We start from the raw sequence: 25,425 nt of genomic DNA on the forward strand, positions 1-25,425 counted from the left end.
CCCTCACCGGCACCGGCAGCCCCGCTGCCGATCCCCGTTCCCGCCGCGCCCGCGCCCTTCCCGGCACCGCCCCCGACCCCGGCCGTGCCCTTCCCGGCCCCCGAGCCTGCGGCGCCCGCGCCCTTTCCGGCGCCGCCTCCTGCCGCGCCCGCCCCTTGCCCGCACCGCCCCCTGCGGCGCCCGCGCCCTTCCGGCGCCGCCTCCCGCGGCGCCCGCGCCCTTTCCGGCCCCGCCTCCCGCGGCGCCCGCGGCCTTGCCCGCACCGCCGCCCGCCGCGCCCGCACCCGCGCCGCCGGCCCCCTTGCCGAGCCCTCCTGCCGCACCCTTCCCAAGGCCGCCCGCGGCACCCTTGGCACCTGCGCCCCCCGCGATGCCCTTGCCGCCCCCGCCCAGCCCCTTGGCCAGTACGTTCCCGGCGTCGTTGCCGAGGATCTTGCCGAGCCCCTTGCCGCCCAGGTTGCCGAGGAGCTTGCCGAACACGCCGCCGATCAGCGTGAACGGGCCGCCCAGCACACCGCCGATGGCACCGAACTTCGCCGCGTTCCCGGTGAAGTCCTTGTTCCACTCCGTGCGGTCGCCGCGACCGATCTGGGTGAGCTGGAGGATGGCGTCGAGCAGCAGACCGCCGACGATGCCGGTGATGGTCTGCATGATGATCTGGGTCACCAGGAGCTTCAGGATCAGCAGCGCCATGGCGCGGAACGCGCCGATCGCCGCCGCCGCCCAGATCTCGGACAGCCCGGCCGTCACCGGCATCAGGGCCTGTGCCAGGGCGATCTGGACGACGAGCAGGGCCAGTTGGCCGAAGATCGCCCACTTGGTGTACTCGATGTCGGCAGCCGTCTTGTGGGCGTTCTTCGACAGCTTGAGGGCGTCCTCGTAGGCCCGTTCGAGGATGCTCTGGTTGCCGTTCGTGGCCTGGACGAACTGACGGGCGTACGCCACGAACCGGGTCGCCGTCTCGCCCTCGAAGTCCTCGTCCACCCGGGTGACGACCTGGCGGAGAAGATCCTCGACCTCGCGGAACTTCTCCGCCATCTGACGGTACTCGTCGCTGACCACCCGCAGCATGTCCTCGTTCGCCTGCGGGAAGGGCATGCCTGTCAGGGTCTTGAGGAGGGTCGCCCACCCCTCGGGAACCTCGATCGCCATCGTTGTGCTGCCGCGTCTTCGGAGTTCGGCCGGCTCAGCCGGCGGCCATGTGGTTGGCGTCGTTCTCGGCGTCGTTCAGGATGTTCGACGCCTTGTTTCCGCTGATACCGACCATCTCGAGCAGCTCGGAGAGCCCTTCGAGACCGTACGTGAGCCCCTGGCCCGTCGAGTTGACGAACTTGTGGTACTCCTTCGCGTACACGTCGTCCTTGCCGCCCGCGGTTTTGTTCTCCAGGTTGATGCGGTCGTTGAGCACACCGAGTTCCCCGACGATCCTGGAGATGTCGCCGAACTGGGTGAAACGCCGCTTCAGGTCCTGCGGAACGCTCAGGGTCCCGTCAGCCATAGAACTCGTCCTCCTCGCCGCGGCCACCGGCCGGCTTCTTCCGGTCCCCCAGCACCGTCCCGGTCAGACCGTCGGGCTGCATCTCCCGCAGCGGGGCGAGCAGTTCGTCCAGTTCGCCCCCGCCGAAGAGGCCCTTGGCCAGGTCGTCCTGAGTGCCCATCAGCGGGCGCACGGAGCCGCTCACCTTGTTGGTCATCTCGAGCCGGGCCGCATTGACCGTGGTCTTCAGCACCTCGGCGAGCTGGGCCGCGGGCATCGTGCGGTAGCCCTCGGTGTGGAACTTGAAGGAGAGGACCTCGCCGTGGGCGTTGACCGTGGCGGTCACCATCCGGTCCTTGGAGGTCGCCGTGGCGGACGCCGTGGCGAGTTCCTCCTGAACCCGCTGGATTTTTTTGGTCTGTTCCGCGAGACCGGCCATGGCCTCCGCGAACTGCTCCTGGAACGACACCATCAGTCCTGCTCCTCCTCGTCCTTCGCGTCCTTCGCGGCCTCCGCCGCTTCCAGTGCGTCCACCGCGCGGGTCAGGTCCGCGGCGGACAGCCGCAGGGCCACGGGGCCCGTCGGGTTGAGGTACAGGTCCTGCCCCTCGGGCACGAGCGCGAACGCCTCGGCGACGGGCAGCACCCGATGGGCGAGCGCCCCCGCCCGTTCCAGGTGGGCGGGGGCGGTGAAGACCGGCACGACCGGGTCGCCGTCCGGGGTGCAGGCGCTCACCGCGCCACCGCCGGGCGCGGTCAGTACGGCCAGCTCGGCCCTGATCACGGCGAGGGCGACGTCCTCGACCGGCCCGTAACCGGTGGCCGCCAACTGCATGGCGGCGTCCACGTCGTCGGTCGGTTCGGGCCAGCCCAGCATGCCCGGCGAGGGCCGGTACCCGTCGTTGTGCTGCCATTCGGCGATCTCGCCGGCGGCGTCCGAACGCCACTGCCCGATCACCGCCCACAACGGGGGCTCGCCCTCCCCGCGCCACGCGGGGTCCACCATGCCGAACCAGTGGTCGGGCGCGGCGCGCGCCGCCGCCCGGATGTCGTCGGGCACCGGCGGTACGGCGGGCTTCCCGCCCGTGGCGTCGGCGCCGTCCGTCGCTTCCCCTGCGGAACTCATCGCCCGATCACACCCGTTCCGGTGCCGGACTCCGTGCCCCACACCTCTTCGTCCTCCGAGAGCCACACGTTGCGCTGCCGGTCGGCGCCGTTGCCCCCGCCCGGGGCACCGCCGCCCATGCCCATCGGGGGCATGAAGGGCATGCCCCCGGTGCCCGAGGTCTGGGCGGTGCGGCCCAGGGCGCCGAGCGACTGGGTGGGCACGCCGCTGGTCACCGCCGTGGTGGCAGTGGGCACCGGGGGCAGCCCCAGGGCGGTGCGCGCCCGGTTGCTGATCCCGGACACCGTGGAGACCGGTTCGCGGATCGCGTTGCCGTTGTTGTCCACCAGCTTGCGCAGGGTGTCGGTGGTGTTCTTCGACCCGCCGAAGAGGTCGCCGCTCGTGGTGGGGGGACGGCGCTGGCCGTTCAGCAGCTCCTCGACGGTCTTGGGGGCGCGGGTCCGCAGGTTGTTGCTGCTCTCGGTGATGTGCTTTCCCTGCGGGTCGGTGAGGGTTCCGTCGGGGTTGACCCGGGAGCCCGGCGGCACGGTGAGCTTTCCGCCGTAGACGTTGGTCAGCGGCTTGCCGTCCGGGCCGATCAGGTTCCCCTGGGCGTCCACCTTGGTGCCCTTGGGGACGACGACGTTGCCCTCGGCGTCGACACGGAAGCCCCGCGTCAGGTCACCGGAGGTGGAACCACTCGGGAACGTCGGCGGCTTGGGGCCGGTGGTGGCGGGGGGAACGATCTTCCCGCCGGACCCGATGGTCGAACCGGGCGGCACCACCAGGGGCAGGCCGTCCGGGCCGAGAACGGGCTTGCCCTTGGAGTCGGTGACGGCACCGGTCCTGGGGTCGATGCGCGAGCCGGACGGAACCGTCAGGGGCCCGCCGTTGGGTCCGGTCGTGCCGCCCGTGCCGCCGCTGGGGCCGGTGACCGGGTTCGGAGTGCTGAGATTGAGGTTCTTGTTCTTGAGCAGGTCGGCCGAGGAGCCGCCGATGCCCCCGCTCGGACCGGTCACCGGGGGCGGCACGTCGATGCTCGAGCCGTCGCCGCCCGTGCCACCGCCTTCCCCGCCGGCCCCGCCGCCTTCGCCGCCCGCCCCGCCGCCGAACATCTCCTTGAACTTGTTGAGGAACTCGTCACCGGTACCACCGGCACCACCGGCTCCGCCGCCCGCCGGACCGTAGAACTTCTCCTGATCCTCGGAGGTCAGCGAGATGGTGAACGTCGACTTCACGATGGAGTTCGCGTCGGAGAACTTGCGGCTGGCGATGTTGTAGGTGTTCGCCAGATTGGTCATCGTCTCCGCCGACGCGTCGTCGAGACCGGTCTTGACGTGGGCGAGCCATTGGTTCTTGGCGGCGGTTTCGATGCTGTTCCAGTCGAGACCGCTGACCGTGGCGTCATGGTCCGAGGAGGGGTTGAGGCTGTCCATCACCTTGAGGAACTCGCCGTTCAGGTGGGTGAACGCCATGGCGACGGAGCCGGTTTCCTTCGTCGCTCCATTGAAGGAAACCGATGTCTTCGTGTCGAACCAGGTGGAGAAGTTTTCCTGCAACTTTTTTATGCTGGCGGTCAGTTGGGTGCTCACATCGGTGAGATTGTTCTTCAGCGTTCCCCCCAGGTAGTAGGACTGGGTCTCCTGGAGGGCGCGCTTCACCGCCTGGAGGGTGGCCTCGAAGATTTCCGCGGACTCGCCCTCGATTTCCTCGGACCCGTTCCCCACGTTCTCGGCCCACTTGTTGAACTCGGCGATCCATCCGTCCGTCCACGCGTCCATGTTGGCGAGGATCTCGGCCGCCTTTTTCGACACCAGCGGATCGGCGTCCTTGTTGGTCCCGGCCAGGACGGATTTCAGAATGGGGCCCGGCGCTGCCGTGAACTCGCTCAGGGCGCCGGGGCCGTTGCCGAAGTCCGCCCAGTTGTAGCCGAACCCGAACATGAGCCACTGCTCGTCCTCCCGGAGGGGAAAGGCGAACGCGTAGTACCCGTCCAGGCCCCATTGCTTCGCCTGGTGCTCCGGGTTGCCGTCAAACCACGCACCATTCACCTCTTTGGTGATCCACCGCTTGGACCCCGGACCCGCCACCTGGTTCCGGTCCGGGAGCTTGGTGGTCCCGTCGTGAAACATGGCGAGGATGTCCTCCCACTTGGCGGGCATTCCGGAAGGTGCCTCGGCCATGGTTTCACTTTCCCTTCGGGGTCAGGATCTCGAGGAGTTCGTCGGCGAGGGAGCCACCCATGGTCGTGGAGTCGTCCTCGGCCTCCTTGTGCGCGCCCTCCACGTCCCGCAGGGCGGCCGAGAAGCTGTCCAGGAGCTTGATGGCGTTGTCGTACCGGGTGCGCATGTTGGTGCGATAGATCTCCAGCTCGGTTTCCAGCGCCTTCGCCGACATGCTCTTCTCGGGGTTCCCGATGGCGAGGGGGATCTTCGACCCCATGCTCACGTAGTTCGGGTTGACCGTGAGGTCGCGCCGGAAGCGGGGGATCTCCTGGTTGGCGTACTTGAGATAGACGCCGTCGGTCGACTGGAAGATGTCGCCCGGGTTCTCGTCAGCGGCCATGTCCGTACCTCACCTGGTGGAAGTCGACTCGGTCGGGAAGGTCAGCTGCCCTGGAGGGTGCCCAGGGTGCGGCCGCCCTCCTGGTCCCCGTCGATCTGCCGGGAGTGCATCCGCTGAAGGGTCGTCATGGCGGTCCCGTACTGGGTCTCGAGCTGGACCTTGATCCTCTTCAGCTCGTCGTTGAACTCCTCCCAGGACGTACGGGTCTGACCGGTCAGGGTGTCGCGCAGGGCGGTGAAGTTGTTCTCCATCCAGGTGAGGGCCTCACGCATTTCCGTTTGGGCCGTCTGCATGTTCCGGATGGCGTCCTGGACCCCTTGGTGGCTGATTTTGACGGTCATGGCAGAACTCCTCGTGTGGCGGCGGTGAGATCGGGAAGGTCGGGGGCGGGGCGAGTGACGGGAGAGTTACTTGGGGTTGATCTCGCCGGAGATGCCGGCGGCGTAGGTGTTCGCGTCGAACTCGGCGTCCACGAGGAGCTGCTTGGCCATCGCGGTGCCCTCGCGGAAGAACTGGGTGCGCTGCATGACCCTGTTGTGGAGCTTGAGCCACTCGTCGATGCCCGCGGCGTGGGTCTCCGAGGAAACCGCCTGGTAGGCCGCCCGGACCTGACCCTGGATGGTCTTGACCTTGACGCCCGCCTCGTCCATGTCGGTGAGGTGCCGGTCCAGCGTCTTCAGCGTTTCGAGCATCGCTGTCTCGTCGTTGGACAGGCCGTCGGCCGAATTGATGTTGAAGCCGGAGACATCAGGCATGGAGGTCCTCCTGGACTCTGCTGGAACACGGTGACACCACGGGTGCACGGCAGGCCGACCGCACCGGGAATGAATCCCTCCAGGTCGGCTGATCATCAGATTAATACGCGGTGCGGGATCTTGGTACGCGCGCTCACGGGCAATCTGAATGTTCATCTTCGATATGCGTGTGAGCTGCGGTGATGTGGCAGAAAGCGCGTGCCCGAAGGCCTCCCCATCCTCAAGGAAAGCTCAATTCCCTTAAGGAGCAGGGCAGTCGGTTATCCGGACGCCTCGTTCGCCGACGCCTCCACGAGCCCCTGCGCCAACAGGGCGGCCTCGTCCAGCGCGGGTCCGGACGCGAGCATCCCGAGCACGGCGGACGGTACGGGGACGGACTGCTCGGTGCCGTAGCCGAGTTGCTCGAGCGTCTTTTTGCCCCCGGGCACCGGGTACTTGGCACCCGTCTCGGTGACCAGGTAGTGGGCCGTGCCGGTGCCCGCGGAGGACAGTGCCGTGACGAGGGCGCCGCCCCCGGGACGTACCGCGAAGAGGTCGGCGGTGCCGGAACTCGCCGAGATCCCGGGCTGGTTGGACACCGGGCGGCCCCCCAGCCGCTCCGCGCCGGGCAGGACGACCGAGACGGTCGGCCGGCCGTCCGCGGTGCCGATGACGGCGCACACGGCCTCGTCCGCCGCGGCCGGCATGGGCTCGGGCAGCTCGGTCGGGACGGTGCCGCCCCCGGCCGCCAACAGCCGGGTGTGCTTGGTGTCCTGATGGCGTGCCAGATCGTCCGGGCCGATCTCGGGAAGGGTGACGGCTCCTCCCGCGTAGGCGGTCCGCTGGGTGCGGGGATCGCCCTTCAGGAGCGCCTCCTCCAGCGCGGTGACCGGGGTCAGGCCGTGCTCCGTCAGCAGGTAGTGGCGGCCGGAGCCGGCGAAGAGCTGCCCGATCCTCGTGGGGCGGCCGGCCAGCGCCGGGCCCGCCTTGCCGCGCCCCGACACCTCCGGCACCGCCAGGTCCGGCCCCGCGGGCAGGGCGTTGAGGAAGGCGTCCGGGACCGGGCGCACCCCGCTCCGGTCGTGCCCCAGTGCCTGGACCGCGTAGTTCGCGGTGTCGAGCCGCAGCCGGGTGCCGTGCCAGAGCAGGTACGTGACCCCGCCCGGGACGCTGCGGACCAGGGTGGCCCGGTCCGAGGTGACGGGCCTGCCCTCGGCCTCCAGGCCGACGGCCAGGACGAGCCGCGGCTGTCCGGTGTCCCCGGCCGGGGCGGCACACACCGACCAGGCGTCCCGGCTGAGGGAGCCCGGCCGGGGCAGCGGGTCCGGCGCGCCGACGATGCCCAGGGTCGCACCGCGCGGGGCGTCCTCCAGGGAGGCGGGCTCGACGCCCACCGTCCGCATCCGGCTGCCCGCCAGCAGCTTGGCCGAGGTCTCGTTCAGCACCGGGTGCAGGACGCCGTCGAGCGTGAGGTAGCGGGCGCCCGAACGCTCGTCGATCACCAGGGTCCCGGTGGCCTTCCACGCGTTCGAACCGCCCGGTACCACCAGCCCGTACACCGTGACGCCGAGCGCGGCCAGCACCGCGACGACGAGGCCGATGACGAAGCCCTTGGAGGTCCGCCGGTGCGCCGACTCGGGGGCGTCCGGGTCGTCCCGGAGCATCCCCAGCGACAGCCGGCTCATGACGAACATGTGCGCGTGGACCTGGTCCCGCCTGGACTGCATTCCTTGCCTTTCCGACCGGGCACCGCCCGGCACACGAGGACCAGGGCCCCGGGGGTCGGGGCCTTCGGCCGGGGAACCCCGGGACCGGGCCGTCGTCCGGCGTCCGCCGCCGGGCGACGGGCTCAGCCGTTGAGGCCCCGCAGGTACTGGTAGAGGCCGGCGACGAGCAGGGCCAGCGGGACGAGAACGATGGCGAAGAGCAGGTGGAGCAGGTCGACCGCACGCCCCCAGTAGGGCACCAGCCGGCGGCCGGGGAGCGTCCACCCCGTGATGGCGAGCACGGCGGCGACGGCCAGCAGACCGGCGAGCAGCAGCGGCCGGGAGCCGTCCGGCACGTGCAGGACCAGACGCACCGTCAGCAGTACGGCACCGTAGGCGGCCGGCAGGACGACGGCGAGGCGCTGCCACGCGCCGCCGATCGCCCGCGCGTGCGTGAACAGGAGCGCGCACAGCACCGAGGCCAGGGTGAGCGGCGCCCAGGACGTCTCGAACGCCAGCACCGTGAGGCAGCCCGCGGCCACCAGGCCGGTGGCGCCGTAGAGACCGGTGAGGTAGCCGTCCGCGACGGCGCCCCGGGTGGCGATCTGCTCGTCCGGGGTGGGGTCGATGCCCTCCTGGAGCTGCCCGGCGTTGGTGGGCAGCAGCGGCACCTTCAGGCCCGACAGGCGGAACGCCAGGGAGGGCAGGAAGTTCCCCAGCAGGACGATCACCAGGACCAGCGGGGCGGCCGTGGCGGCGGCCGGTGCGCCGAACAGCATGACGGCGCCCCCGATCGCGCCGAGCACCGCGGCCAGGGCGGTGCCCAGGAACAACGGGGCGCACGCGCCGACGGCGGCGACCCCGAGCACGGCGGCCCCGGCCGCCGCGGAGCAGCCCGCCAGCAGCCGGGCACCCAGTTCCGCATCGGTCCCGGACCCCTGCGGCACCAGCGCACCGGCCAGGGCGAGGAAGGGCACGGCTGCCGCGCCGAGCGCACCGCCCGCCCCGACGTCGCCGACCGCCCGTGCGGCGGCCCCCGCACCTGCCAGCAGGACGCCCGCGGTCGCCGCCGCGCAGACCGCCCGCAGCCCCGCGGGGCCGGGCTGCAGCAGGAGCAGCAGGCCGGTGGCGAGGGCGCACAGGGCGAGCGCGGTCATGAGGTGGTGCGACCACAGGGGCCGCCAGGAGTCTGGGCGTTCCCGCAACCGGCCGGAGAGCCCGTCCACCAGGTCGTCGTAATGGATCTCGGGCAGGGCGTCCCCGCGCAGGCGCAGGTGCACCGTCTCGCCGTCGCGCAGACCCAGGTCGCCGAGGGTGTTCTCGTCGTCGAGCGGTTCCTGGCCGAGGCGTTGGAGCACCCACCCGCCGGACTGGAGCCCGCGCTCGTGGAGGTCGTCGCCCCCGTGGTCGACGATGGTCGGCAGCAGGTCGGCGAGTACGACGTCGGACGGCACGGCGAGTTCGACGGAACGGTCGGGCGTCAGCACCGTGAGGCGGCACAGGGGGGCCGCGGATATGTCAGTCAAGCGCGTTTCATCGCCTTCCAGGACGGTGGTCGACGCGGTCGGATTGATCACATTAACTTGTGGGTGCAGTCTGTACGTTGTGGGGTGCCGTCATGATCGGCAACCCCGCGTCCACCCACCCCGGCCTGCGCACATTCGCCGCCGGCCGTACCCCGGGCGTTTGTCGTCCCGTCACTTCGAAGACATGACACAACAACCGTCGGCACCCCCCAGGAAGGCGATCCCCTTTGAGCGTGGTCCTCTTCAAGAGGCCTCCCAGGCGTCTTGGCCCCGAGATGCCCCAGGGCGAACTGAGCCTCCAGGAACCGCCCTCGGTGCCCGAGACGCAGAGCGCGATGGGCAACATGGTCACGTACATGCCGATGGCGCTCAGCTCGCTCGGCATGGTCCTCATCTTCCTGCGGCCGGGCAGCGGCGGCGGACCCATGATGTACGTCGCCATCGGGCTGATGGCGCTGTCGGCCGTCGGCATGCTGCTGTCACAGATCGTCCGGGCCTCCGGGGACCGCAAGCGGGCACTGCTCGGCGAACGGCGCGACTACATGCGGTACTTGTCGATCAGCCGCAGGCGCGTCCGCAAGGTGATCACCCAGCAGCGGGAGGCGCAGGCGTGGGCGCACCCGGACCCGGCCTCCCTGTGGGGCCTGGTGCCCACGAGCAGGCTGTGGGAACGGCGGGCGTCGCACGCGGACTTCGCCGAGGTGCGGATCGCGGTGGGCGAACAGCAGCTGGCGACGAAGCTGACACCGCTGAGCACCAAGCCGGTCGAGGACTTGGAACCGCTGTCCGCGCACGCCCTGCGCCGCTTCATCAAGGCGTACGGAACGGTGCCCGACCAGCCGGTCGCGCTCTACCTGCGCACCTACGCCCGCGTCCTGCTGCAGGGCGAGGAGGGGGCGGTGCACGCGATGGTGCGGGCCCTGCTGGCCCAACTGGTCGTGTTCCACTCGCCGCAGGACCTGCGGATCGTGGTGCTGGCGGACCACGACCGCCGGACCGCCTGGGAATGGGTGAAGTGGCTGCCGCACGCCCAGCACCCGACGGACGTCGACGGCGGCGGATCCGTCCGGCTGGTCACCGACTCCGTCCTGGGCCTCGAATCGCTGCTCGGCGAGGAACTCACCGGCCGGCCCGCCTTCGAGGCCGACGCCACCCCGAGCGCCGAGGAACCCTACTGTGTCGTGGTGCTGGACAGCGCCCGGACGCCCGCCGACTCCCGGTTGGCCACCGACGGCTACCGCAACGTCGTGACGCTGGACGTGTCCGGCTCCCTGCCCTGGCGCCAGGCCCGCCACACGCTGCGGCTGCGGATCGCCGAACAGCGACTGGAACTGGTCGGCACCGACCGGTCGGGGAAGGAGACCACGACCGCGCTCGGCAGGCCCGACGCGATGGGCCCCCGCCGGGCCAGGGCACTGGCCTGCCTGCTCTCCCCCTATCGGATGGGCGTCGCCACGGACAACGGCGAGGCCCTCACCACGGACGTGCAGCTGACCAACCTGCTCGGCCTCCCCGACCTGCACACCGTCGACCTGGACGCGGTGCGCGCCGACCGGAGCGAGCGGGCCAGGCTGCGGGTGCCACTGGGACTCACCGGCGACGGCACACCGCTGGAACTGGACATCAAGGAGGCCGCGCAGGGCGGCATGGGGCCGCACGGCGTACTGATCGGCGCGACCGGCTCCGGCAAGTCGGAACTGCTGCGCACCCTGGTGCTCGCCCTGGCGCTCACCCACTCCTCGGAGAAGCTCAACTTCGTCCTGGTCGACTTCAAGGGCGGTGCCACCTTCCTCGGCCTGGAGGGCCTGCCGCACACCTCGGCCGTGATCACCAACCTCGCCGACGAATCGGCCCTGGTCGACCGCATGCAGGACGCCCTGCACGGTGAACTGATGCGCCGCCAGGAGCTGTTGCGCAGCGCCGGTAACTACACCTCGGCGTTCGAGTACGAGACCGCCCGGGCCGCGGGCACCGACCTGGAACCGCTGCCGACGCTCTTCGTGGTGGTCGACGAGTTCAGCGAACTCCTCTCCGCACACCGCGACTTCATGGACCTGTTCGTGATGGTGGGGCGCCTCGGCCGCAGCCTCGGCGTCCACCTGCTGCTCGCCTCGCAGCGGCTGGACGAGGGCCGGATGACCCAGCTGGAGTCGCACCTGTCGTACCGGATCGCGCTGCGCACGTTCTCCGCGATGGAGAGCCGGGGCGTACTGGGCGTGCCGGACGCCTACCAGCTGCCCTCCGTACCCGGCAGCGCCATCCTCAAGAAGGACACCGGCACCCTGGTCCGGTTCAAGGCCGCCTACGTCTCGGGGCCCTACCAGGGCGTCCGCAGGGTCGGCGCCTCGGCCGTCGCCGGCCAGGTCGTCCCGTACCGCACGGACTGGACCGCCCCCGCGGCCCCCGCACCCGAACCGGACCCGCAGCCGCAGCCGCAGGAGGAGGAGAGCGAGGAGACCCTGCTCGCGCTGGCCGTGGCCCGGATGCGGGAGGGCGGCAGGCCCGCACACCGCGTCTGGCTGCCGCCGCTGGACACCCCGCTCTCGCTGGACACCCTGCTGATGGGGCTGGAACCGCACCCCGAGCGGGGCCTCACCACCGTCGACCCCGGATTGCACGGCCGTCTGACGGTGCCGGTGGGCATCGTCGACCGGCCCTTCGACCAGAGCCGCGAACCCCTGATCGCCGAACTGTCCGGCGCGGGCGGGCACATCGGCATCGCGGGCGGCCCGCAGAGCGGCAAGTCCACCCTGGTGCGCGACCTGATCATGTCCCTCGCGCTCACCCACACCCCGCGCGAAGTCCAGTTCTACTGCCTGGACTTCGGCGGCGGCTCGCTCGGCGCGCTCCGCGACCTGCCGCACATGGGCGGGGTCACGGGACGGCTGGACCCGGAACGGGTGCACCGTACCCTGTCCGAGGTGCGTGCGCTGGTGGCCCGGCGCGAGAAGCAGTTCGCCGAGCTGGGCATCGACTCCATGGCCACCCTGCGCGCCCGCCGCGCCGCCGGTGAACTGCCGGACGAGCCGTACGGCGACGTGTTCCTCGTCGTCGACGGCTGGGGCACGATCCGCCAGGACTTCATGAACACCATGGACGCCTTCACGGCGCTGGCGGCGCGCGGCCTCAACTACGGGGTGCACCTCATCGTGGCGGCGGGCCGCTGGGCGGAGATCTCCACCTCGCTGCGGGACCAGCTCGGCACCCGCTTCGAGCTGCGGCTCGGCGACAGCATGGACTCGATGATCAACATGCGGGCCGCCGCGACCATCCCCAAGGCACCCGGCCGCGGCATGACCGAGACCAAGCACCACTTCCTCACCGCCCTGCCCCGGGTGGACGGCGGCGAGAGCGCCGCGGACCTCGGGGCGGGCGTCGCCGACGCGGTGGCGCGGGTGGCCGGGCACTGGGCCGGCCCGCCCGCACCCCCGGTCCGCACCCTGCCCGTCCTCCTGGACCCCGCCGAACTGCCCGCCGCCGAGGTCGGCGCGGACGGCGACCTGCGCATGCCGCTGGGCCTGGAGGGCGACCGGCTCGACGTCATGTGGCACGACTTCGCACAGACCGCGCACCTGGTGGTGGTCGGCGACGCGGAGACCGGCAAGACCAACCTGCTGCGCACGGTCTGCCGGACGATCGCCGAGCGCTACACCCCCGCCGAGGCGCGGGTGATGCTGGTCGACTACCGGCGAGGGCTGCTGGAGAACGTCCCCGAGGCGCACCGGCTGGGCTACGCGGTCTCCGTCGACATCCTCAAGCAGGCGGTGGACGGCGTCGCACGGGCCATGAAGGAACGGCTGCCCGGCGCGGACGTCTCACCCGCCCAGCTGAAGCGGCGGGACTGGTGGAGCGGCCCGCGGGTCTTCCTGATCGTGGACGACTACGACATGGTCTCCGGCAGCATGTCCAACCACTTCGGCCCGCTGCTGGAGTACCTCGCCCAGGGCGCCGAACTCGGCCTGCACCTGATCGTGGCGCGCAGCGCCAACGGCGCGGCCCGGGCGATGAGCGACCCGCTGCTGCGCCGCCTGATGGAGGTGAACACACCGGCCGCGCTGCTCTCCTGCCCGCCCTCGGAGGGCTATCTGTTCAACGACACCAAGCCGATGCAACTCACGCCCGGACGCGCGCAGTTCATCACCCGCAGGGGAGTGGTCCAGGTGCAGACCGCCCTGCTCCCGGAGACGGAGGAGGCGAACCGGTAGCCCGGATGCCGGAAGCCCCCGGGACAACGACCGCCCGGCACCCGTCCATCGGGTGCCGGGCGGTCGGCGCATCGAGGGTCAGGGGTGGTGCCGGGGGCAACCCATGAGGGCGCCGCTGCGGGCCGCCGCCACCAGGCCGACGACCGGTGCGCCCAGGATGATGAGCAGAGCCGGCAGGGGGCCGGTGCCGGCGGCGAACACCACCGGCACCTCGGCCAGGAACAGGGTGCTCGCGACGGCTGCGGCGAGCAGTCCCCGCAACGGGGCCCGGGCGGTGAACCAGCCGGGGGCCAGCGCGAGCGCGCCCCCGGTCGCGGCCCCCAGCAGGACACCGACCGCCATGCTTCCGCCGATCGCCACGACGCCGCTCCGGAAAACGTCGAGGGCCTTCCCCGGCGTCCCCGTGGAAAGCTGCGCGGCGGTGCCGACGAGACAGAGCGACCCGAAGAGGACCGCGGGCCATGCGGCGACGAGCACGCCGAACCAAACCCCCCGGCGGACCACCTGTGCGACGGACACACGCCCCCCAGCCTGTCGTCACGCAGCCGGGCGGGCACGTCCCCCCTCAAGGTAGGGAAGCCTCGGACGGCGACCGCCCGGCACCCGTTCGCCGGGTGCCGGGCGGTCGCCGCGCAGGGGTATCAGGGGCGGTCGTCGCCGAAGCGGTGGGACGGCACCACGCGCCAGCCCCGGCGCCGTCCCCTGGGCAGTACCACCGCCAGGAAGGCCACCAGCAGCGACACCGCGCCCGCCGAGGCGGCCACGACCAGGGCGCGGTCACGTGTCTCCGGCGGGGCGGGCGGCGGCACGACCGCCGTCGCGGCGTCTTTCGGCCCGGCCGCGGCCCGCTCGTGCTCCTCGGGCAGTACGGCCGACAGCGCCCGCACCGGGTCCACGATCCCCGGTGCGTCGCCCGCCGCCCCGTACGCGGTGCTCCTCAGCCGGTGCGCCAACTGGTCGGCGGTCAGCCGGGGATGGTACGAGAGGACCAGGGCCGCGGCCCCGGAGACGAAGGCCCCGGCCACCGCGTCGCCCCGGCCGACGAACTGCCCGGCGCCGCCCGGCCCCGGCCCCGTCACCGACTCGCCCGGAGCGCTCAGCACGGGCCGCGTGCGCCGCCCCTTCGCGCCGCCGGGCTCCTCGGGCACCTTCCCGCCCGGCCCCACCGAGGACACGGCCAGCACCCCGGGCAGCGCCGCGGGATGGGCCGGACCGGCCACCGCCCCGGACGTTCCCGGGCGGCCCTCCCACTCCCGCGCCGAGGCCGGCGCCACCACCAGGGCCCCGGCCCGCTGCGCGGCGGCCACGGCGTCCTTCAGCGCCTTCGGCGCCGAGGGCACGCTCAGCGCCACCTGGATGATCCGCGCCCCGGTGTCCGTCGCCGCCCGTATCGCCCCGGCCAGCCGCTCGGGGGTCGTGGCGCCGGACCGGTCGGTGGCCCGCACCGCGACCACCTCGGCCCCGGGGGCGACCCCGGCCGCCTTCGTGCCCGGCTGCGGCCTGCCCGCCACGATGCCGGCGAGGAACGTGCCGTAACCCACGCAGTCGTCCCGCACGGTGCCGCCCGCCACCACGTCCCGGCCGCCGGTGACCCCGCCCTTCAGGGCCGGCACCCGCCGCAGGTCCGCCCCGGTGCTGATGACGGCGACCTTCACCCCCGCGCCCCGGCTGAGCTCCCAGGCCCGGTCGACCCCCAGGAAGCTCTGCGCCCAGGGGACCTGGGCCGACTTCTTGGCGGAGCCCGTGGTACAGGGACGGCCGTCGGCGAGCACGGCGGGCACCCCCGGCAACGAGGGACTGTCCGCCCCCTCCGCCGCGACGGCCGGAGCCGCAGTGCCGGACAGCAGGAGCAGGGCGGCCAGCGCCACCGGTCCGAGGGCGTGGGACACCGGGGACCTCGAAGATCGCATGGGCCGATCGTAGCGATCCCGACCGGCTTCGGAACACCGACCACCATGGCGGACGACCTGCGCCAACAGGCATGATGAGCACAGTAGTTTCCCATGCCGCACATGCCGCGTGTCCCCGCCCCGTACCCACGGCGCCGGGGCCGGGAGGTAGGAACGTGTCACGCCAGATGCTCACCGTCGCCGCCGACGGGACGGGCGACCACCGCACCATCGGGGAGGCCGTCGTCCGGGCCCGCCCCGGCGCCGTCGTCAGCATCGCCCCGGGCCGGTACGAGGAGCGCCTGACGATCTCGGCCGCGATCACCCTGACCGCCGAGGAGGGACGGGGCACGGTGGAGCTGGCGCCCCGGCGCGGAACGGCGCTGACGCTCACCGGGGACGCCGTGATGGTCCGGGACCTGGTGCTGCGCGGGCACGACGACGAACTGCCGGTGGTCGACGCGCCGCGCGGACAGCTCGCGATGGACCGGTGCGAGGTCCACGGCTCGTCCTGGTCGGCGCTCTTCGCCCGCGAGGAAGGGGCCCTGGCGCTGCGTCAGTGCCGGATCAGCAACGCGGCGGGCGCCGGTGTGGTGTCCACCTCCGGGGCCGAGAGCTTCCTGGAGGACTGCGTCGTCGAACACCTCGGGACGTCCGCCGTGGTGGCCGGCGAGCGGGGCCGCATCACCGTGCGCGCCGGCCGGCTGCGGGACACGCACGGCAACGGGGTGCTCGCCAACGGGCAGGCGCACGTCCTGCTGGAGGACTGCGAGATATCGTCCGCCGGAAAACCGGGCGTCGCCGTCGAGGAGGACAGCTCGGTCAGGATGGTGCGCAGCACGATCCACAAGGCCGCCGTCGGGGTGTTCGTGAACAGCTCCGGACCGGTCGCCCTGGAGGACGTCCTGGTCAGCGACACCACCGGGCACGGTTTCGTGCTGGGCGCGGGCGGTTCGGCGACCCTGTCCCGCTGCCGCACCGACCGCACGGAGGGACACGGCCTGCTGGTCACCGAACGCAGCCGCGGCGTCTTCGACGAGTGCGCGTTCACCGCCGCCGGGGAACCCGCCGTACGGGTCACCGGCTTCTCCTCGCCGGTCCTGACGAACACCGTCGTCCGGGACGCCAAGGGCATCGGGGTGCTGCTCGACGAGGACTCGGCCGCCGAGTTCGACCGGCTCCGGGTCCAGGGCTGCGGCGGGTCCGGCATCGTGATCCGCAGCGGCGCCAACCCGCTGCTGCGGCGCTCCTGTGTCACCGGGTCCGGCGGGCACGGCGTGGAGGTCGTCAAGGACGGCCGGGGCCGCCTGGAGGAGAGCGTCGTCGAGACGTCGGGCCGCTCGGCGGTGCACGTCTCGGGCCACGGCAACCTGTACCTCGGCAAGGGCCGGCTGACCGGCTCCGCCGAGGCCGGCGTCCGCATCGGCGCGCTCGGCACGCTCACCCTGCGCGACACCGGCATCGAGAAGTCCGGCGGCGCGGGCGTGCACATCGAGGCCGAGGGCGAACTGGCCGCCGTACGCGCGACGGTGACCGACTCCGGCGAGCACGGCGTGCTGGTGGCCGCGGGCGCGCGGGCCTCCCTCAACAGTTGCGAGGCGACCGGTTCGGGCGCCGACGGCATCCGGGTGGAGGGCACCGACGCGGTGGCGCTGATCGGCTGCACCGTACGCGACAACCGGGGCAGCGGGGTGCGCCAGGTGGTGCCCGGCGACCGGCTCGCCGTCGAGGGACTGACCAGTACGGACAACGGCTCCCCCGACGCCTGGGGCAGCGAACGGGAGGCGACGGACGACGGGCGGCTGCCCGGCGGCACGGTCCCGGTGGCGGCCGAGCCCCGCGAGGACTCCGGCCCGGTGGCCGAACTGGAGTCCCTGATCGGCCTCGACGAGGTCAAGCAGCAGGTCCTGACACTGATCAACCTCAACCGGATGGCGCAGCGCCGGGCCAGCATCGGCATGCCCGCCCCGCCGATGAGCCGGCACCTGATCTTCGCCGGGCCGCCAGGCACCGGAAAGACCACCGTCGCCCGGCTCTACGGCTCCATCCTCGCCTCGCTGGGCGTCCTGCGCTCCGGACACCTGGTGGAGGTGTCGCGCGCCGACCTGGTCGCGCAGATCATCGGCGGGACGGCCATCAAGACCACCGAGACCTTCAACAAGGCGCTCGGCGGGGTCCTGTTCGTCGACGAGGCGTACACCCTGCTCTCCGACGGCGGCGGGGGCGGCGCCGACTTCGGCCGCGAGGCGATCGACACCCTGGTCAAGCTGATGGAGGACCACCGCGACGACGTGGTGGTCGTGGCGGCCGGCTACCCGAAGGAGATGACGGAGTTCCTGGCGTCCAACCCCGGACTCGCCTCCCGCTTCACCCGCAGCGTCGAGTTCACCGACTACACCTCGGACGAACTGGTCACGATCGTGGAGCGGATGTGCACCGGCCACCACTACGAACTGGACCCGGCGGCCCGCACCGCGCTGCGCACCCGCTTCGACCGGATCCCCCGGGACGCCGGCTTCGGCAACGGCCGCACCGCCCGCAAGGTCTTCGAGGAGATGGTGGACCGGCAGGCGTCCCGCCTGGCCGCCCTGCCGGAGGCCGGGGAACGGGACCTGGCCCTGCTGACCGCGGTGGACGTGGGCCTCCCGGAGGGCGACACCCCGGACGCCGGGCAGGACGACGCCCCGCTGCTGCGGCTGGAGTCCCTGGTGGGCCTCGCGGACGTCAAGCGCGAGGTCGGCGACCTGGTCAACCTGCTCGCCACCGCACGGCGCAGGAAGGAGGCCGGGCTGCCCGCGCCCCGGATCGGCAACCACCTGGTCTTCGCGGGCCCGCCCGGCACCGGCAAGACCACGGTGGCCCGGCTGTACGGCGAACTGCTGACCTCCCTGGGCGTGCTGCCGCGCGGCCAGCTCGTCGAGGTCTCGCGCGCGGACCTGGTGGGCCGCTGGGTCGGACACACGGCGCAACTGACCCGGGAGGCCTTCGAACGGGCCCTGGGCGGCGTCCTGTTCATCGACGAGGCGTACACCCTGACCCCCCGCTCGGCCGGGGCCGCGGACTTCGGGCAGGAAGCGGTGGACACCCTGCTGAAGCTGATGGAGGACCACCGGGACGAGGTGGTCGTGATCGTCGCCGGCTACACCGACGAGATGAACCGCTTCCTGGGCTCCAACCCCGGCCTGGCCTCGCGCTTCCCCCGGCACATCGCGTTCCCCGACTACTCCTCGGACGAACTGGTCACGATCGTCCGCCGGCACGCGGCCGAGAACGGTTACGAGTGCGCGCCGGGCACGGCGAACGCCCTGCGGGAACACTTCGACACCATCCCCAGGGGCGCGGGCTTCGGCAACGCGCGGCTCGCGCGCCAGACCCTGGAACGGATGATGACCCGCCAGGCGGGACGGCTGAGCGCGGTCCCCGCCCCCAGCATGGACGACCTGCGGCTCCTGCTCCCCGAGGACCTCTCCGACCGCTGACGGCGGGCCCGGCCGGCCCGCCCGCGCATCCGAAGGCCCCGCCCGCGTCCCGTTGGAAGGCCGCTCGAACCCAGGTCGAGGTACGGGGCGGGCGGGGCGAACGGGGCTAGCGTGCGGAACGCCGACGGCTTCGAGCTCGGGGGAATCGACCGGGCATGCGGGGAGGAAAACGTGGAGATTCAGGTTCTGGGTCCACTGAGTGCCGACGTCAACGGAGTGTCGATCGTTCCGACCGCGGGAAAGCCGCGCCAGATCCTGGCGCTGCTCTCCTTCTACCCGGGCCGGGTCATGCCCGTGCCCACGCTCATGGAGGAGATCTGGGGCACCAACCCGCCCCAGAGCGCCATGACCACGCTGCAGACGTACATCCTGCAGCTGCGCCGCAGGCTGGGCACCGCGATGGGGCCCGACGCACCCGGCACCGCCAAGGAGGTGCTGGCCACCCGGCACGGCGGCTACCTGCTGCAGATCCCGCCGGAGTCCGTGGACGTGCACCGCTACGAGCGACTGGTGGCGGCGGGACGGAGCGCCTTCGACGAGGGCGAGGACGTACGGGCCGGGAAGCTGTACCGCGAGGCGCTCGCGATGTGGCAGGGAACGGCGCTCGTGGACGTACGGCTCGGCTCGATCCTGGAGATAGAGGTCCTGCGGCTGGAGGAGAGCCGGCTGGTGACCGTCGAACGACGCATCGACGCCGACCTCCGGCTCGGCCGGCACGGCGAACTCCTCGCGGAACTCACCGATCTGATCGCTCGTCACCCCCAGCACGAGGGACTGCACTCGCAGGCGATGGTGGCGCTGTACCGCTCCGGGCGCCAGGCCACCGCACTGGACGTCTACCGCAGGCTGCGGACCCGGCTCATCGAGGAGCTGGGCGTGGAGCCCTCGCCGCAGCTCCAGCGGCTGCACCAGGCGATGCTCGCCGTCGACCCGGCCCTGGACGTCACCTGCGGACCGCGCCGCGGCTCCACCTTCGATCTGTACGCGGCCTGACGAACCCGCCCACGAGGGAGGCACAGCGGATGCCCGACGAACAGCCCGTACCGCTCCACTGCTTCGCCCACGCCGGAGCAGGCGTCTCGTCCTTCTACGGCTGGCCCCGCGACCTGGGCCCCGGCGTCGAACCGGTGCCCAGGCTGCTGCCGGGGCGCGAGGCCAGGCGCCGCGAGCCCCGGATCACGGGGCGCGAGGCACTCCTGGCCGATGTGATGGGCACCTTCGCCCCGGCACCGGACGTCCCGTACGTGCTGTACGGGCACAGCCTCGGCGCGATGATCGCCTACACCGTCACCCGGGCCCTGCACGAGGCCGGGCTGCCGGGCCCCGCCCTGCTCGCCCTCGGGGCCTGTCCGCCGCCCGACTCCGCGTCCGAACTCTCGGACTCCGTCGGGGAACCGGACGAGCACCTGCTGAAGCTGCTCGGCGAGGTCGGCGCCCTCCCCGAGGGGGCCGGACCCGGCGGGTTCTGGCACCGGGCCGTGCTGCCGGTGCTGCGCGACGACCTGAAGCTCGCCGACGACCTGCGGGCCGGCGCCCGCGAACCGGTGGAGGGCACGCCGCTGTCCGTGCCGATGCTGGTCGTCGCCGGCACGGACGACCCGCTGGCCCAGCCGGACGTGATGGCGGGCTGGCGGCGCTGGACCACCGGACGGGTGGTGGCCCGGACCGTGCCCGGCGACCACTTCTTCGTACGCGGCCGCGAGCTGCCGCGCCTGCTCGGGCGGGCCTGCCGGGTCGTACGACGCACCGCACCGGCCCCCGCCGCGGCCTGCGGCTGACCGCCGCCCACCACAGGAGGACACACACCATGAGGGACAGCCGATGAGACGCGTCGTCATCACCGGGATAGGGGTGGTCGCACCCGGCGGGGTGGGCACCAGGGCGTTCTGGTCACTGCTGACGGAGGGCCGCACCGCGACCCGCCGCATCACTCTCTTCGACGCCTCCTCGTTCCGTTCGCAGATCGCCGCCGAGGTCGACTTCGACCCGGCCGAACACGGCTTCGGCCCGCGGGAGGCGCGCCGACTGGACCGCGCGGCCCAGTTCGCGCTGGTCGCCGCCCGCGAGGCGGTCGCCGACAGCGGCCTGACCCCGGCCGACGGCGCGGAGCGCACCGGGGTCACCCTGGGCAGCGCCGTCGGGTGCAGCACCGGGCTCGACGAGAGCTACGCCCACGTCAGCGAGCGCGGCGGCCACTGGCTCCTGGACCACACCAGGGCCGAGGAACGGCTCGCCGACTACCTGGTGCCCAGCTCCCTCGCCGTCGAGGTGGCGCGCGACATCGGCGCGCAGGGGCCCGTCGCGGTCGTCTCCACCGGCTGCACCTCCGGCCTGGACTCGCTCGGCCACGCCGCCGAACTCATCCGCGAGGGCAGCGCCGACGTGATGGTGGCGGGCGCGTCGGAAGCACCGGTCACCCCGATCACCCTGGCGTCCTTCGACGCGATCCGCGCCACGTCCGCGCGCAACGACGAGCCGGAGACCGCCTCCCGCCCCTTCGACCGCACCCGCAACGGCTTCGTGCTCGGCGAGGGCAGCGCGGTGCTCGTCCTGGAGGAGCACGGGCACGCGCTGCGGCGCGGCGCCCATGTGTACGCGGAGATCGCGGGCTTCGCGAGCCGCTCCAACGCATACCACATGACGGGGCTGCGCCCGGACGGCGGCGAGATGGCCGAGGCGATCAGGGTCGCCCTGGACGAGGCGCGCCTGGACGCCACGGCCGTCGACTACGTCAACGCCCACGGATCGGGCACCAAGCAGAACGACAAGCACGAGACCGCGGCGTTCAAGCGCAGCCTGGGCGAACACGCCCACCGGGTGCCGGTCAGCTCCATCAAGTCGATGATCGGCCACTCGCTGGGCGCGATCGGCTCCCTGGAGATCGCCGCCAGCGCCCTGGCCATCGAGCACGACACCGTGCCGCCGACGGCCAACCTGCACGACCAGGACCCGGCCTGCGACCTCGACTACACCCCGCTCGTCGCCCGCCGGCAGCGCACCGACACGGTGCTCAGCGTCGGCAGCGGTTTCGGCGGCTTCCAGAGCGCGATGGTGCTGACCAACCGGCACACGGGGGTGGCCGCATGACCGCCGTGGCCGCCGAGGAGGCGGGACTGATCGGCGTCCGCGGAGTGGAGGCGGCCGTCACCGGCATCGGTGTCGTGGCGCCCGGCGGCGTCGGCACCGAGCAGTGGTGGGCGGCCGTGCTGCGGGGCGAGAACGCCATCGGGCCCGTCACCCGTTTCGACGCCTCCGGCTACCCCGCCCGGCTCGCCGGGGAGGTCACCGGGTTCGTCGACGAGGACCACGTGACGAGCCGGCTGCTCCCGCAGACCGACCGGGTGACCCGGTTCTCGCTCGCCGCCGCCGCGCAGGCGCTGGAGGACGCGGACCTCGACCCGGAACGGCTGCCCGACTACGCGGTCGGCGTCGTCACCGCCAACGCCACCGGCGGCTTCGAGTTCGGGCAGCACGAGCTCCAGGCGCTGTGGAGCAAGGGCAGCCGGCACGTCGGCGCCTACCAGTCCTTCGCCTGGTTCTACGCCGCGAACTCCGGCCAGATCTCCATCCGGCACAAGCTGCGCGGCCCCAGCGGGGTCGTCGTCTCCGAGCAGGCGGGCGGCCTCGACGCCGTCGCCCAGGCCCGCCGCCAACTGCGCAGGGGCGTCCGGGCCGTGGTCACCGGCGGCGTCGACTCGGCGCTGTGCCCCTGGGGCTGGACGGCGTACCTGGCCGGCGGCGGACTGAGCACGGGCGACGACCCGGACCGGGCCTACCTGCCGTTCGACGCCGCCGCGTCGGGCCATGTCGTCGGCGAGGGCGGTGCGCTGTTCGTCCTGGAGGACGGGGACGCCGCCCGGAGCCGCGGCGCCACGGTCCACGGCACGGTCGCGGGCTGCGCCGCCACGTTCGACCCGGCGCCCGGCACCGGGGAGCCCCGGCTGCGGGCCGCCGCCGAACTGGCCCTGGCGGACGCCGGGGCCACCCCCGGCGAGATCGACGTGGTGTTCGCCGACGCGGCCGGCGAACGGGACGCCGACCGGGCCGAGGCCTGGGCGCTGGCCGAGCTGTTCGGCCCGTACGGGGTGCCGGTCACCGCGCCCAAGTCGATGGCCGGCCGGCTCTCGGCGGGCGGTTCCGCCCTCGATCTGGCGGCCGCCCTGCTCGCCCTGCGCGACCAGGTGATCCCGCCGACGACCGGCACCGCGCGCGCCGCCGAGGACTGCCCCGTCGACCTGGTGGTCGGCGCGCCGCGCCGGGCCGGACTGCGGACCGCACTGGTACTGGCCCGCGGTCGCGGCGGGTTCAACGCCGCCACCGTGGTGCGCGCCGCGCGCTGACCCGGGAACGGGGCGCGCCCGCGCCAACCCCGACCGGGTCGCGCACCGCCCCCGCCCGCCCCGCACACCGACCCCCGACCGACGAGAAAGGCACTTCTGTGGACCGGCTGGAGCTCACCGAACTGACCGCCCTGCTGCGCAGCTGCGCGGGCGAGGGCGAGGGCGTCGACCTGGACGGCGACGTCCTCGACACCCTCTTCCTCGACCTGGGCTACGACTCGCTCGCCCTGTTGCAGGTCACCGGCATCATCGAACGCGACTACGAGGTGATGCTGGACGAGGAGGTGCTGGAGGACGCGGAGACCCCGCGCCAGTACCTCGACCTGGTCAACCGCGCCCTGTCCGCACGGGCCGCCGCCTGACGTACCGTCACAGACCCGTCGAGGAGCCGACCGTGTCATCGACCCCCGGACTCACCGAGATCGCCGACGGCGTCCTCGGCTACGTCCAGCCCGACGGCGGCTGGTGCCTGAACAACGCCGGACTGCTCGTCGGCGACGGCACCGGGGGCCCGCTCCTCGTCGACACCGTCGCCACCGAGGCACGGGCCCGGCACCTGCGCGCACAGGTGCTGCGGGCGGCGGGCGCCCCGCCGCGCCTGCTGGTCAACACCCACTTCCACGGCGACCACACCTTCGGCAACTTCGTCTTCCCCGAGGCCGTCGTCATCGGCCACGAGCGGGCGCGCGCCGACATCGAGGCGGCCGGGCTGCACATGGCCGGACTCTGGCCCGAGGTGTGCTGGGGCGACCTGGAGGTCGTGCCCCCGCAGGTCACGTACCGCGACCGGATGGCGGTGCACGTCGGCCCGCTGCGGGCCGAACTGATCCACCCGGGGACCGCGCACACCACCGGCGACACCGTCGTGTGGCTGCCGGAACAGCGGGTGGTGTTCACCGGCGACCTGGTCATGTCGGGCGCCACCCCGTTCTGCCCGATGGGCTCGGTCGCCGGCTCCCTGGAGGCGCTGCGGACCCTGCGCGCCCTCGGTGCCCGCACCGTCGTGCCGGGCCACGGACCGGTGGGCGGACCCGAGCTGTTCGACGACAACGAGGGATACCTGCTGCGCCTCCAGCGGCTCGCCCGGGAGGGGCTGGCCGCCGGACTCACCCCGCTCCAGGTCGCCCGCGAGGCGGGCCCCGGACCGTACGCCGGTCTGCTGGACGCCGAGCGGCTGGTGCCCAACCTGCACCGCGCCTACGCGGAGGAGCGCGGCGCGGCGCCCGGCGATCCGCTGGACATCCCCGCACTGTTCCGCGAGATGTCCGAGCACCACGGCGGGACACCGGCCTGCCACGCCTGACGGACGGCCGCGACGAACCGGCCCCGCCCCTCAGAAGGACTGGTGGTCGGGGGTGACACGGCGCTCGCGCGTGCGCAGCTCCCCGTCCTCGTGCACCAGCACGTCCTCCACCACACCGCTCGGCCCGATGGCCGGCGCCGGGTCCCAGGGGCGGCTGACCATCACCAGCGTGTAGTAGTGCGTGACCAGGCTGCCGTCCGGCCCCGGGTCCACGCTCAGCATGTTGTACCAGTGCCGGCGCCGCACCGGCTCGGTGCCGAACCGGCGTACGTGCGCGGCGCGCAGCTCCGCCGCGATGGCCTCGCGGCCCCGCGCCGGCGGGAGGCCGGGCGACGGCGCGAACACCCCGTCGGCGGTGAACGTCGCGGCGAACTCCTCCGCCCGCAGGTCGTCGAGCAGCCGGACCTGCCGGGCGTAGAACTGCTGCACCTCCACGTAGAGCGCGGTCCGGTCGGTGCCGAGCCGCGGCTCGGTCGCATACGTCGTCATCCTGTGTCTCCTGGTTCTCCGGTCGCCCGGCCGATGTGCGCGTTCTTCTGCGGGGAGCCCGCCGGGCGGCGGGCGGGCCGGGCGTGAGCGCCCGGCCGGAAACCACCCGGCAGGCCCTCAGCCGAGGTCGTCACGGGTCACGACGCGGTGGCGGGTGCGCCACTTGCCGCGCGAGCGGACGAGCACGTCCTCCATGACGCACACCCGGTGCACCGCCGACGCGCCCCGGGCGGGCGTCACGTACACCAGCGCGTAGCAGCGGGTGCGCAGCGTCCCGTCCGGCTGCGGACTCAGGTCGAGCATCCCGATCCAGTGCCGGAACCGCTCCCCGCTGCGCGCCTGCTGCACCTCGTTGCGCCGCACGTTCGCCGCCAGGGCGGCCCGCCCGCGCACCGGCTCGTCCAGGGTCGGCACGTCGAAGACGGCGTCCTCCGTGAAGGTTCCCGCCCAGCGCTCGGCCTCGTGCGCGTCGAAGAGCTGCATCTGGTGCGCGTAGAACTGCTGGACCCGCGCGTACAGGACGCCGAAGTCCTCCTCGGGGGCACGCACCCCGTCGGGCACCGCGAAGGCGGTGCCGGTGCGGTTGAGCATCTCGGTGGTCATGTGAC

The 25,425-nt window shown here is 72.8% G+C and carries 22 protein-coding genes; 8 read left to right on the forward strand and 14 right to left on the reverse strand.

The genetic code is table 11. The features are described 5' to 3' along the window. Positions 1 to 3: 3 nt before the first annotated feature. From OCT49_RS37085 to eccD, 10 genes are all read right to left on the reverse strand, one after another. A complete protein-coding gene (locus OCT49_RS37085; RefSeq protein ID WP_283856563.1) occupies positions 4 to 1,152 on the reverse strand; it encodes a WXG100 family type VII secretion target in 1,149 nt (382 codons plus the stop codon). 34 nt (positions 1,153 to 1,186) lie between these two features. Then, on the reverse strand, positions 1,187 to 1,498 hold the full coding sequence (locus tag OCT49_RS37090) for a hypothetical protein (RefSeq protein WP_283856564.1): 312 nt from the start codon (positions 1,496 to 1,498) through the stop codon (positions 1,187 to 1,189). After that, complete coding sequence (locus tag OCT49_RS37095) at positions 1,491 to 1,949, reverse strand: YbaB/EbfC family nucleoid-associated protein (RefSeq protein ID WP_283856565.1); 459 nt, start codon at positions 1,947 to 1,949, stop codon at positions 1,491 to 1,493. The genes OCT49_RS37090 and OCT49_RS37095 overlap by 8 nt, the downstream gene beginning before the upstream one ends. Further along, complete coding sequence (locus OCT49_RS37100) at positions 1,949 to 2,602, reverse strand: type VII secretion system-associated protein (RefSeq protein ID WP_283856566.1); 654 nt, start codon at positions 2,600 to 2,602, stop codon at positions 1,949 to 1,951. Before OCT49_RS37100 ends, OCT49_RS37095 begins: the two co-directional genes overlap by 1 nt. Beyond that, positions 2,599 to 4,764: a hypothetical protein gene (locus OCT49_RS37105; RefSeq protein WP_283856567.1), complete on the reverse strand. Its 2,166-nt coding sequence runs from the start codon at positions 4,762 to 4,764 to the stop codon at positions 2,599 to 2,601. Before OCT49_RS37105 ends, OCT49_RS37100 begins: the two co-directional genes overlap by 4 nt. 4 nt (positions 4,765 to 4,768) lie before the next feature. Next, the gene (locus OCT49_RS37110; protein ID WP_283856568.1) at positions 4,769 to 5,146 is read right to left on the reverse strand and encodes a hypothetical protein; all 378 of its coding nucleotides are present in this window, start codon (positions 5,144 to 5,146) and stop codon (positions 4,769 to 4,771) included. Positions 5,147 to 5,187: 41 nt separating this feature from the next. Beyond that, positions 5,188 to 5,487, reverse strand: a complete 300-nt coding sequence (locus tag OCT49_RS37115; RefSeq protein WP_283856569.1) for a hypothetical protein — start codon at positions 5,485 to 5,487, stop codon at positions 5,188 to 5,190. A gap of 66 nt (positions 5,488 to 5,553) precedes the next feature. Next, the gene (locus OCT49_RS37120; protein WP_283856570.1) at positions 5,554 to 5,901 is read right to left on the reverse strand and encodes a hypothetical protein; all 348 of its coding nucleotides are present in this window, start codon (positions 5,899 to 5,901) and stop codon (positions 5,554 to 5,556) included. A gap of 260 nt (positions 5,902 to 6,161) precedes the next feature. Continuing rightward, positions 6,162 to 7,607: a type VII secretion protein EccB gene (gene eccB / locus OCT49_RS37125; protein ID WP_283856571.1), complete on the reverse strand. Its 1,446-nt coding sequence runs from the start codon at positions 7,605 to 7,607 to the stop codon at positions 6,162 to 6,164. A 122-nt stretch (positions 7,608 to 7,729) separates the two neighbouring features. After that, complete coding sequence (eccD, locus tag OCT49_RS37130) at positions 7,730 to 9,112, reverse strand: type VII secretion integral membrane protein EccD (protein WP_283856572.1); 1,383 nt, start codon at positions 9,110 to 9,112, stop codon at positions 7,730 to 7,732. Positions 9,113 to 9,387: 275 nt separating this feature from the next. Between eccD and eccCa the strand changes: the two genes are divergently transcribed. Further along, positions 9,388 to 13,317 carry a type VII secretion protein EccCa gene (gene eccCa, locus OCT49_RS37135; RefSeq protein ID WP_283856573.1) on the forward strand — a complete coding sequence of 1,310 codons (3,930 nt, stop codon included), beginning with the start codon at positions 9,388 to 9,390 and terminating at the stop codon, positions 13,315 to 13,317. A gap of 78 nt (positions 13,318 to 13,395) precedes the next feature. Here the strand turns inward: eccCa and OCT49_RS37140 are convergent, their stop codons facing one another. Then, complete coding sequence (locus tag OCT49_RS37140; RefSeq protein ID WP_283856574.1) at positions 13,396 to 13,794, reverse strand: hypothetical protein; 399 nt, start codon at positions 13,792 to 13,794, stop codon at positions 13,396 to 13,398. A 164-nt stretch (positions 13,795 to 13,958) separates the two neighbouring features. Further along, positions 13,959 to 15,227 (reverse strand): S8 family serine peptidase, encoded by a 1,269-nt coding sequence (locus OCT49_RS37145; RefSeq protein WP_283856575.1) that lies wholly within the window; start codon positions 15,225 to 15,227, stop codon positions 13,959 to 13,961. 167 nt (positions 15,228 to 15,394) lie between these two features. Here OCT49_RS37145 and OCT49_RS37150 point away from each other — a divergent pair, with 167 nt between their 5' ends. From OCT49_RS37150 to OCT49_RS37180, 7 genes are all read left to right on the forward strand, one after another. Then, positions 15,395 to 18,685, forward strand: a complete 3,291-nt coding sequence (locus OCT49_RS37150) for a right-handed parallel beta-helix repeat-containing protein (protein WP_283856772.1) — start codon at positions 15,395 to 15,397, stop codon at positions 18,683 to 18,685. A 171-nt stretch (positions 18,686 to 18,856) separates the two neighbouring features. Then, complete coding sequence (locus OCT49_RS37155; protein WP_283856576.1) at positions 18,857 to 19,678, forward strand: AfsR/SARP family transcriptional regulator; 822 nt, start codon at positions 18,857 to 18,859, stop codon at positions 19,676 to 19,678. Positions 19,679 to 19,707: 29 nt separating this feature from the next. After that, positions 19,708 to 20,463, forward strand: coding sequence for a thioesterase II family protein (locus tag OCT49_RS37160; RefSeq protein WP_283856577.1), 756 nt, complete (start codon positions 19,708 to 19,710; stop codon positions 20,461 to 20,463). Positions 20,464 to 20,506: 43 nt separating this feature from the next. Continuing rightward, entirely contained in the window at positions 20,507 to 21,772 is a 1,266-nt protein-coding gene (locus tag OCT49_RS37165) for a beta-ketoacyl-[acyl-carrier-protein] synthase family protein (RefSeq protein ID WP_283856578.1), read from the forward strand. Further along, on the forward strand, positions 21,769 to 23,025 hold the full coding sequence (locus OCT49_RS37170) for a ketosynthase chain-length factor (RefSeq protein ID WP_283856579.1): 1,257 nt from the start codon (positions 21,769 to 21,771) through the stop codon (positions 23,023 to 23,025). The genes OCT49_RS37165 and OCT49_RS37170 overlap by 4 nt, the downstream gene beginning before the upstream one ends. 98 nt (positions 23,026 to 23,123) lie before the next feature. Beyond that, on the forward strand, positions 23,124 to 23,387 hold the full coding sequence (locus OCT49_RS37175) for an acyl carrier protein (RefSeq protein WP_283856580.1): 264 nt from the start codon (positions 23,124 to 23,126) through the stop codon (positions 23,385 to 23,387). A 32-nt stretch (positions 23,388 to 23,419) separates the two neighbouring features. Beyond that, the gene (locus tag OCT49_RS37180) at positions 23,420 to 24,328 is read left to right on the forward strand and encodes an MBL fold metallo-hydrolase (protein ID WP_283856581.1); all 909 of its coding nucleotides are present in this window, start codon (positions 23,420 to 23,422) and stop codon (positions 24,326 to 24,328) included. Between the two features lie 30 nt (positions 24,329 to 24,358). Here OCT49_RS37180 and OCT49_RS37185 read toward each other — a convergent pair whose 3' ends face one another. Then, a complete protein-coding gene (locus OCT49_RS37185) occupies positions 24,359 to 24,817 on the reverse strand; it encodes a nuclear transport factor 2 family protein (protein WP_283856582.1) in 459 nt (152 codons plus the stop codon). A gap of 117 nt (positions 24,818 to 24,934) precedes the next feature. After that, a complete protein-coding gene (locus OCT49_RS37190) occupies positions 24,935 to 25,420 on the reverse strand; it encodes a nuclear transport factor 2 family protein (protein ID WP_283856583.1) in 486 nt (161 codons plus the stop codon). Positions 25,421 to 25,425: the final 5 nt, after the last annotated feature.

This window comes from Streptomyces sp. ML-6, assembly GCF_030116705.1.
Taxonomy (GTDB): domain Bacteria; phylum Actinomycetota; class Actinomycetes; order Streptomycetales; family Streptomycetaceae; genus Streptomyces.

Bases quoted from the DNA above. Each gene is read 5' to 3' on its own strand.
- OCT49_RS37160 (WP_283856577.1), top strand. From the start codon at position 19,708: ATGCCCGACGAACAGCCCGTACCGCTCCACTGCTTCGCCCACGCCGGA.
- eccCa (WP_283856573.1), top strand. From the start codon at position 9,388: ATGCCCCAGGGCGAACTGAGCCTCCAGGAACCGCCCTCGGTGCCCGAG.
- OCT49_RS37110 (WP_283856568.1), bottom strand. From the start codon at position 5,146: ATGGCCGCTGACGAGAACCCGGGCGACATCTTCCAGTCGACCGACGGC.
- OCT49_RS37120 (WP_283856570.1), bottom strand. From the start codon at position 5,901: ATGCCTGATGTCTCCGGCTTCAACATCAATTCGGCCGACGGCCTGTCC.
- OCT49_RS37115 (WP_283856569.1), bottom strand. From the start codon at position 5,487: ATGACCGTCAAAATCAGCCACCAAGGGGTCCAGGACGCCATCCGGAAC.
- OCT49_RS37095 (WP_283856565.1), bottom strand. From the start codon at position 1,949: ATGGTGTCGTTCCAGGAGCAGTTCGCGGAGGCCATGGCCGGTCTCGCG.
- OCT49_RS37145 (WP_283856575.1), bottom strand. From the start codon at position 15,227: ATGCGATCTTCGAGGTCCCCGGTGTCCCACGCCCTCGGACCGGTGGCG.
- OCT49_RS37150 (WP_283856772.1), top strand. From the start codon at position 15,395: ATGCTCACCGTCGCCGCCGACGGGACGGGCGACCACCGCACCATCGGG.
- OCT49_RS37170 (WP_283856579.1), top strand. From the start codon at position 21,769: ATGACCGCCGTGGCCGCCGAGGAGGCGGGACTGATCGGCGTCCGCGGA.
- OCT49_RS37190 (WP_283856583.1), bottom strand. From the start codon at position 25,420: ATGACCACCGAGATGCTCAACCGCACCGGCACCGCCTTCGCGGTGCCC.
- OCT49_RS37100 (WP_283856566.1), bottom strand. From the start codon at position 2,602: ATGAGTTCCGCAGGGGAAGCGACGGACGGCGCCGACGCCACGGGCGGG.
- eccB (WP_283856571.1), bottom strand. From the start codon at position 7,607: ATGCAGTCCAGGCGGGACCAGGTCCACGCGCACATGTTCGTCATGAGC.
- OCT49_RS37185 (WP_283856582.1), bottom strand. From the start codon at position 24,817: ATGACGACGTATGCGACCGAGCCGCGGCTCGGCACCGACCGGACCGCG.
- OCT49_RS37165 (WP_283856578.1), top strand. From the start codon at position 20,507: ATGAGACGCGTCGTCATCACCGGGATAGGGGTGGTCGCACCCGGCGGG.
- OCT49_RS37105 (WP_283856567.1), bottom strand. From the start codon at position 4,764: ATGGCCGAGGCACCTTCCGGAATGCCCGCCAAGTGGGAGGACATCCTC.
- OCT49_RS37090 (WP_283856564.1), bottom strand. From the start codon at position 1,498: ATGGCTGACGGGACCCTGAGCGTTCCGCAGGACCTGAAGCGGCGTTTC.
- OCT49_RS37085 (WP_283856563.1), bottom strand. From the start codon at position 1,152: ATGGCGATCGAGGTTCCCGAGGGGTGGGCGACCCTCCTCAAGACCCTG.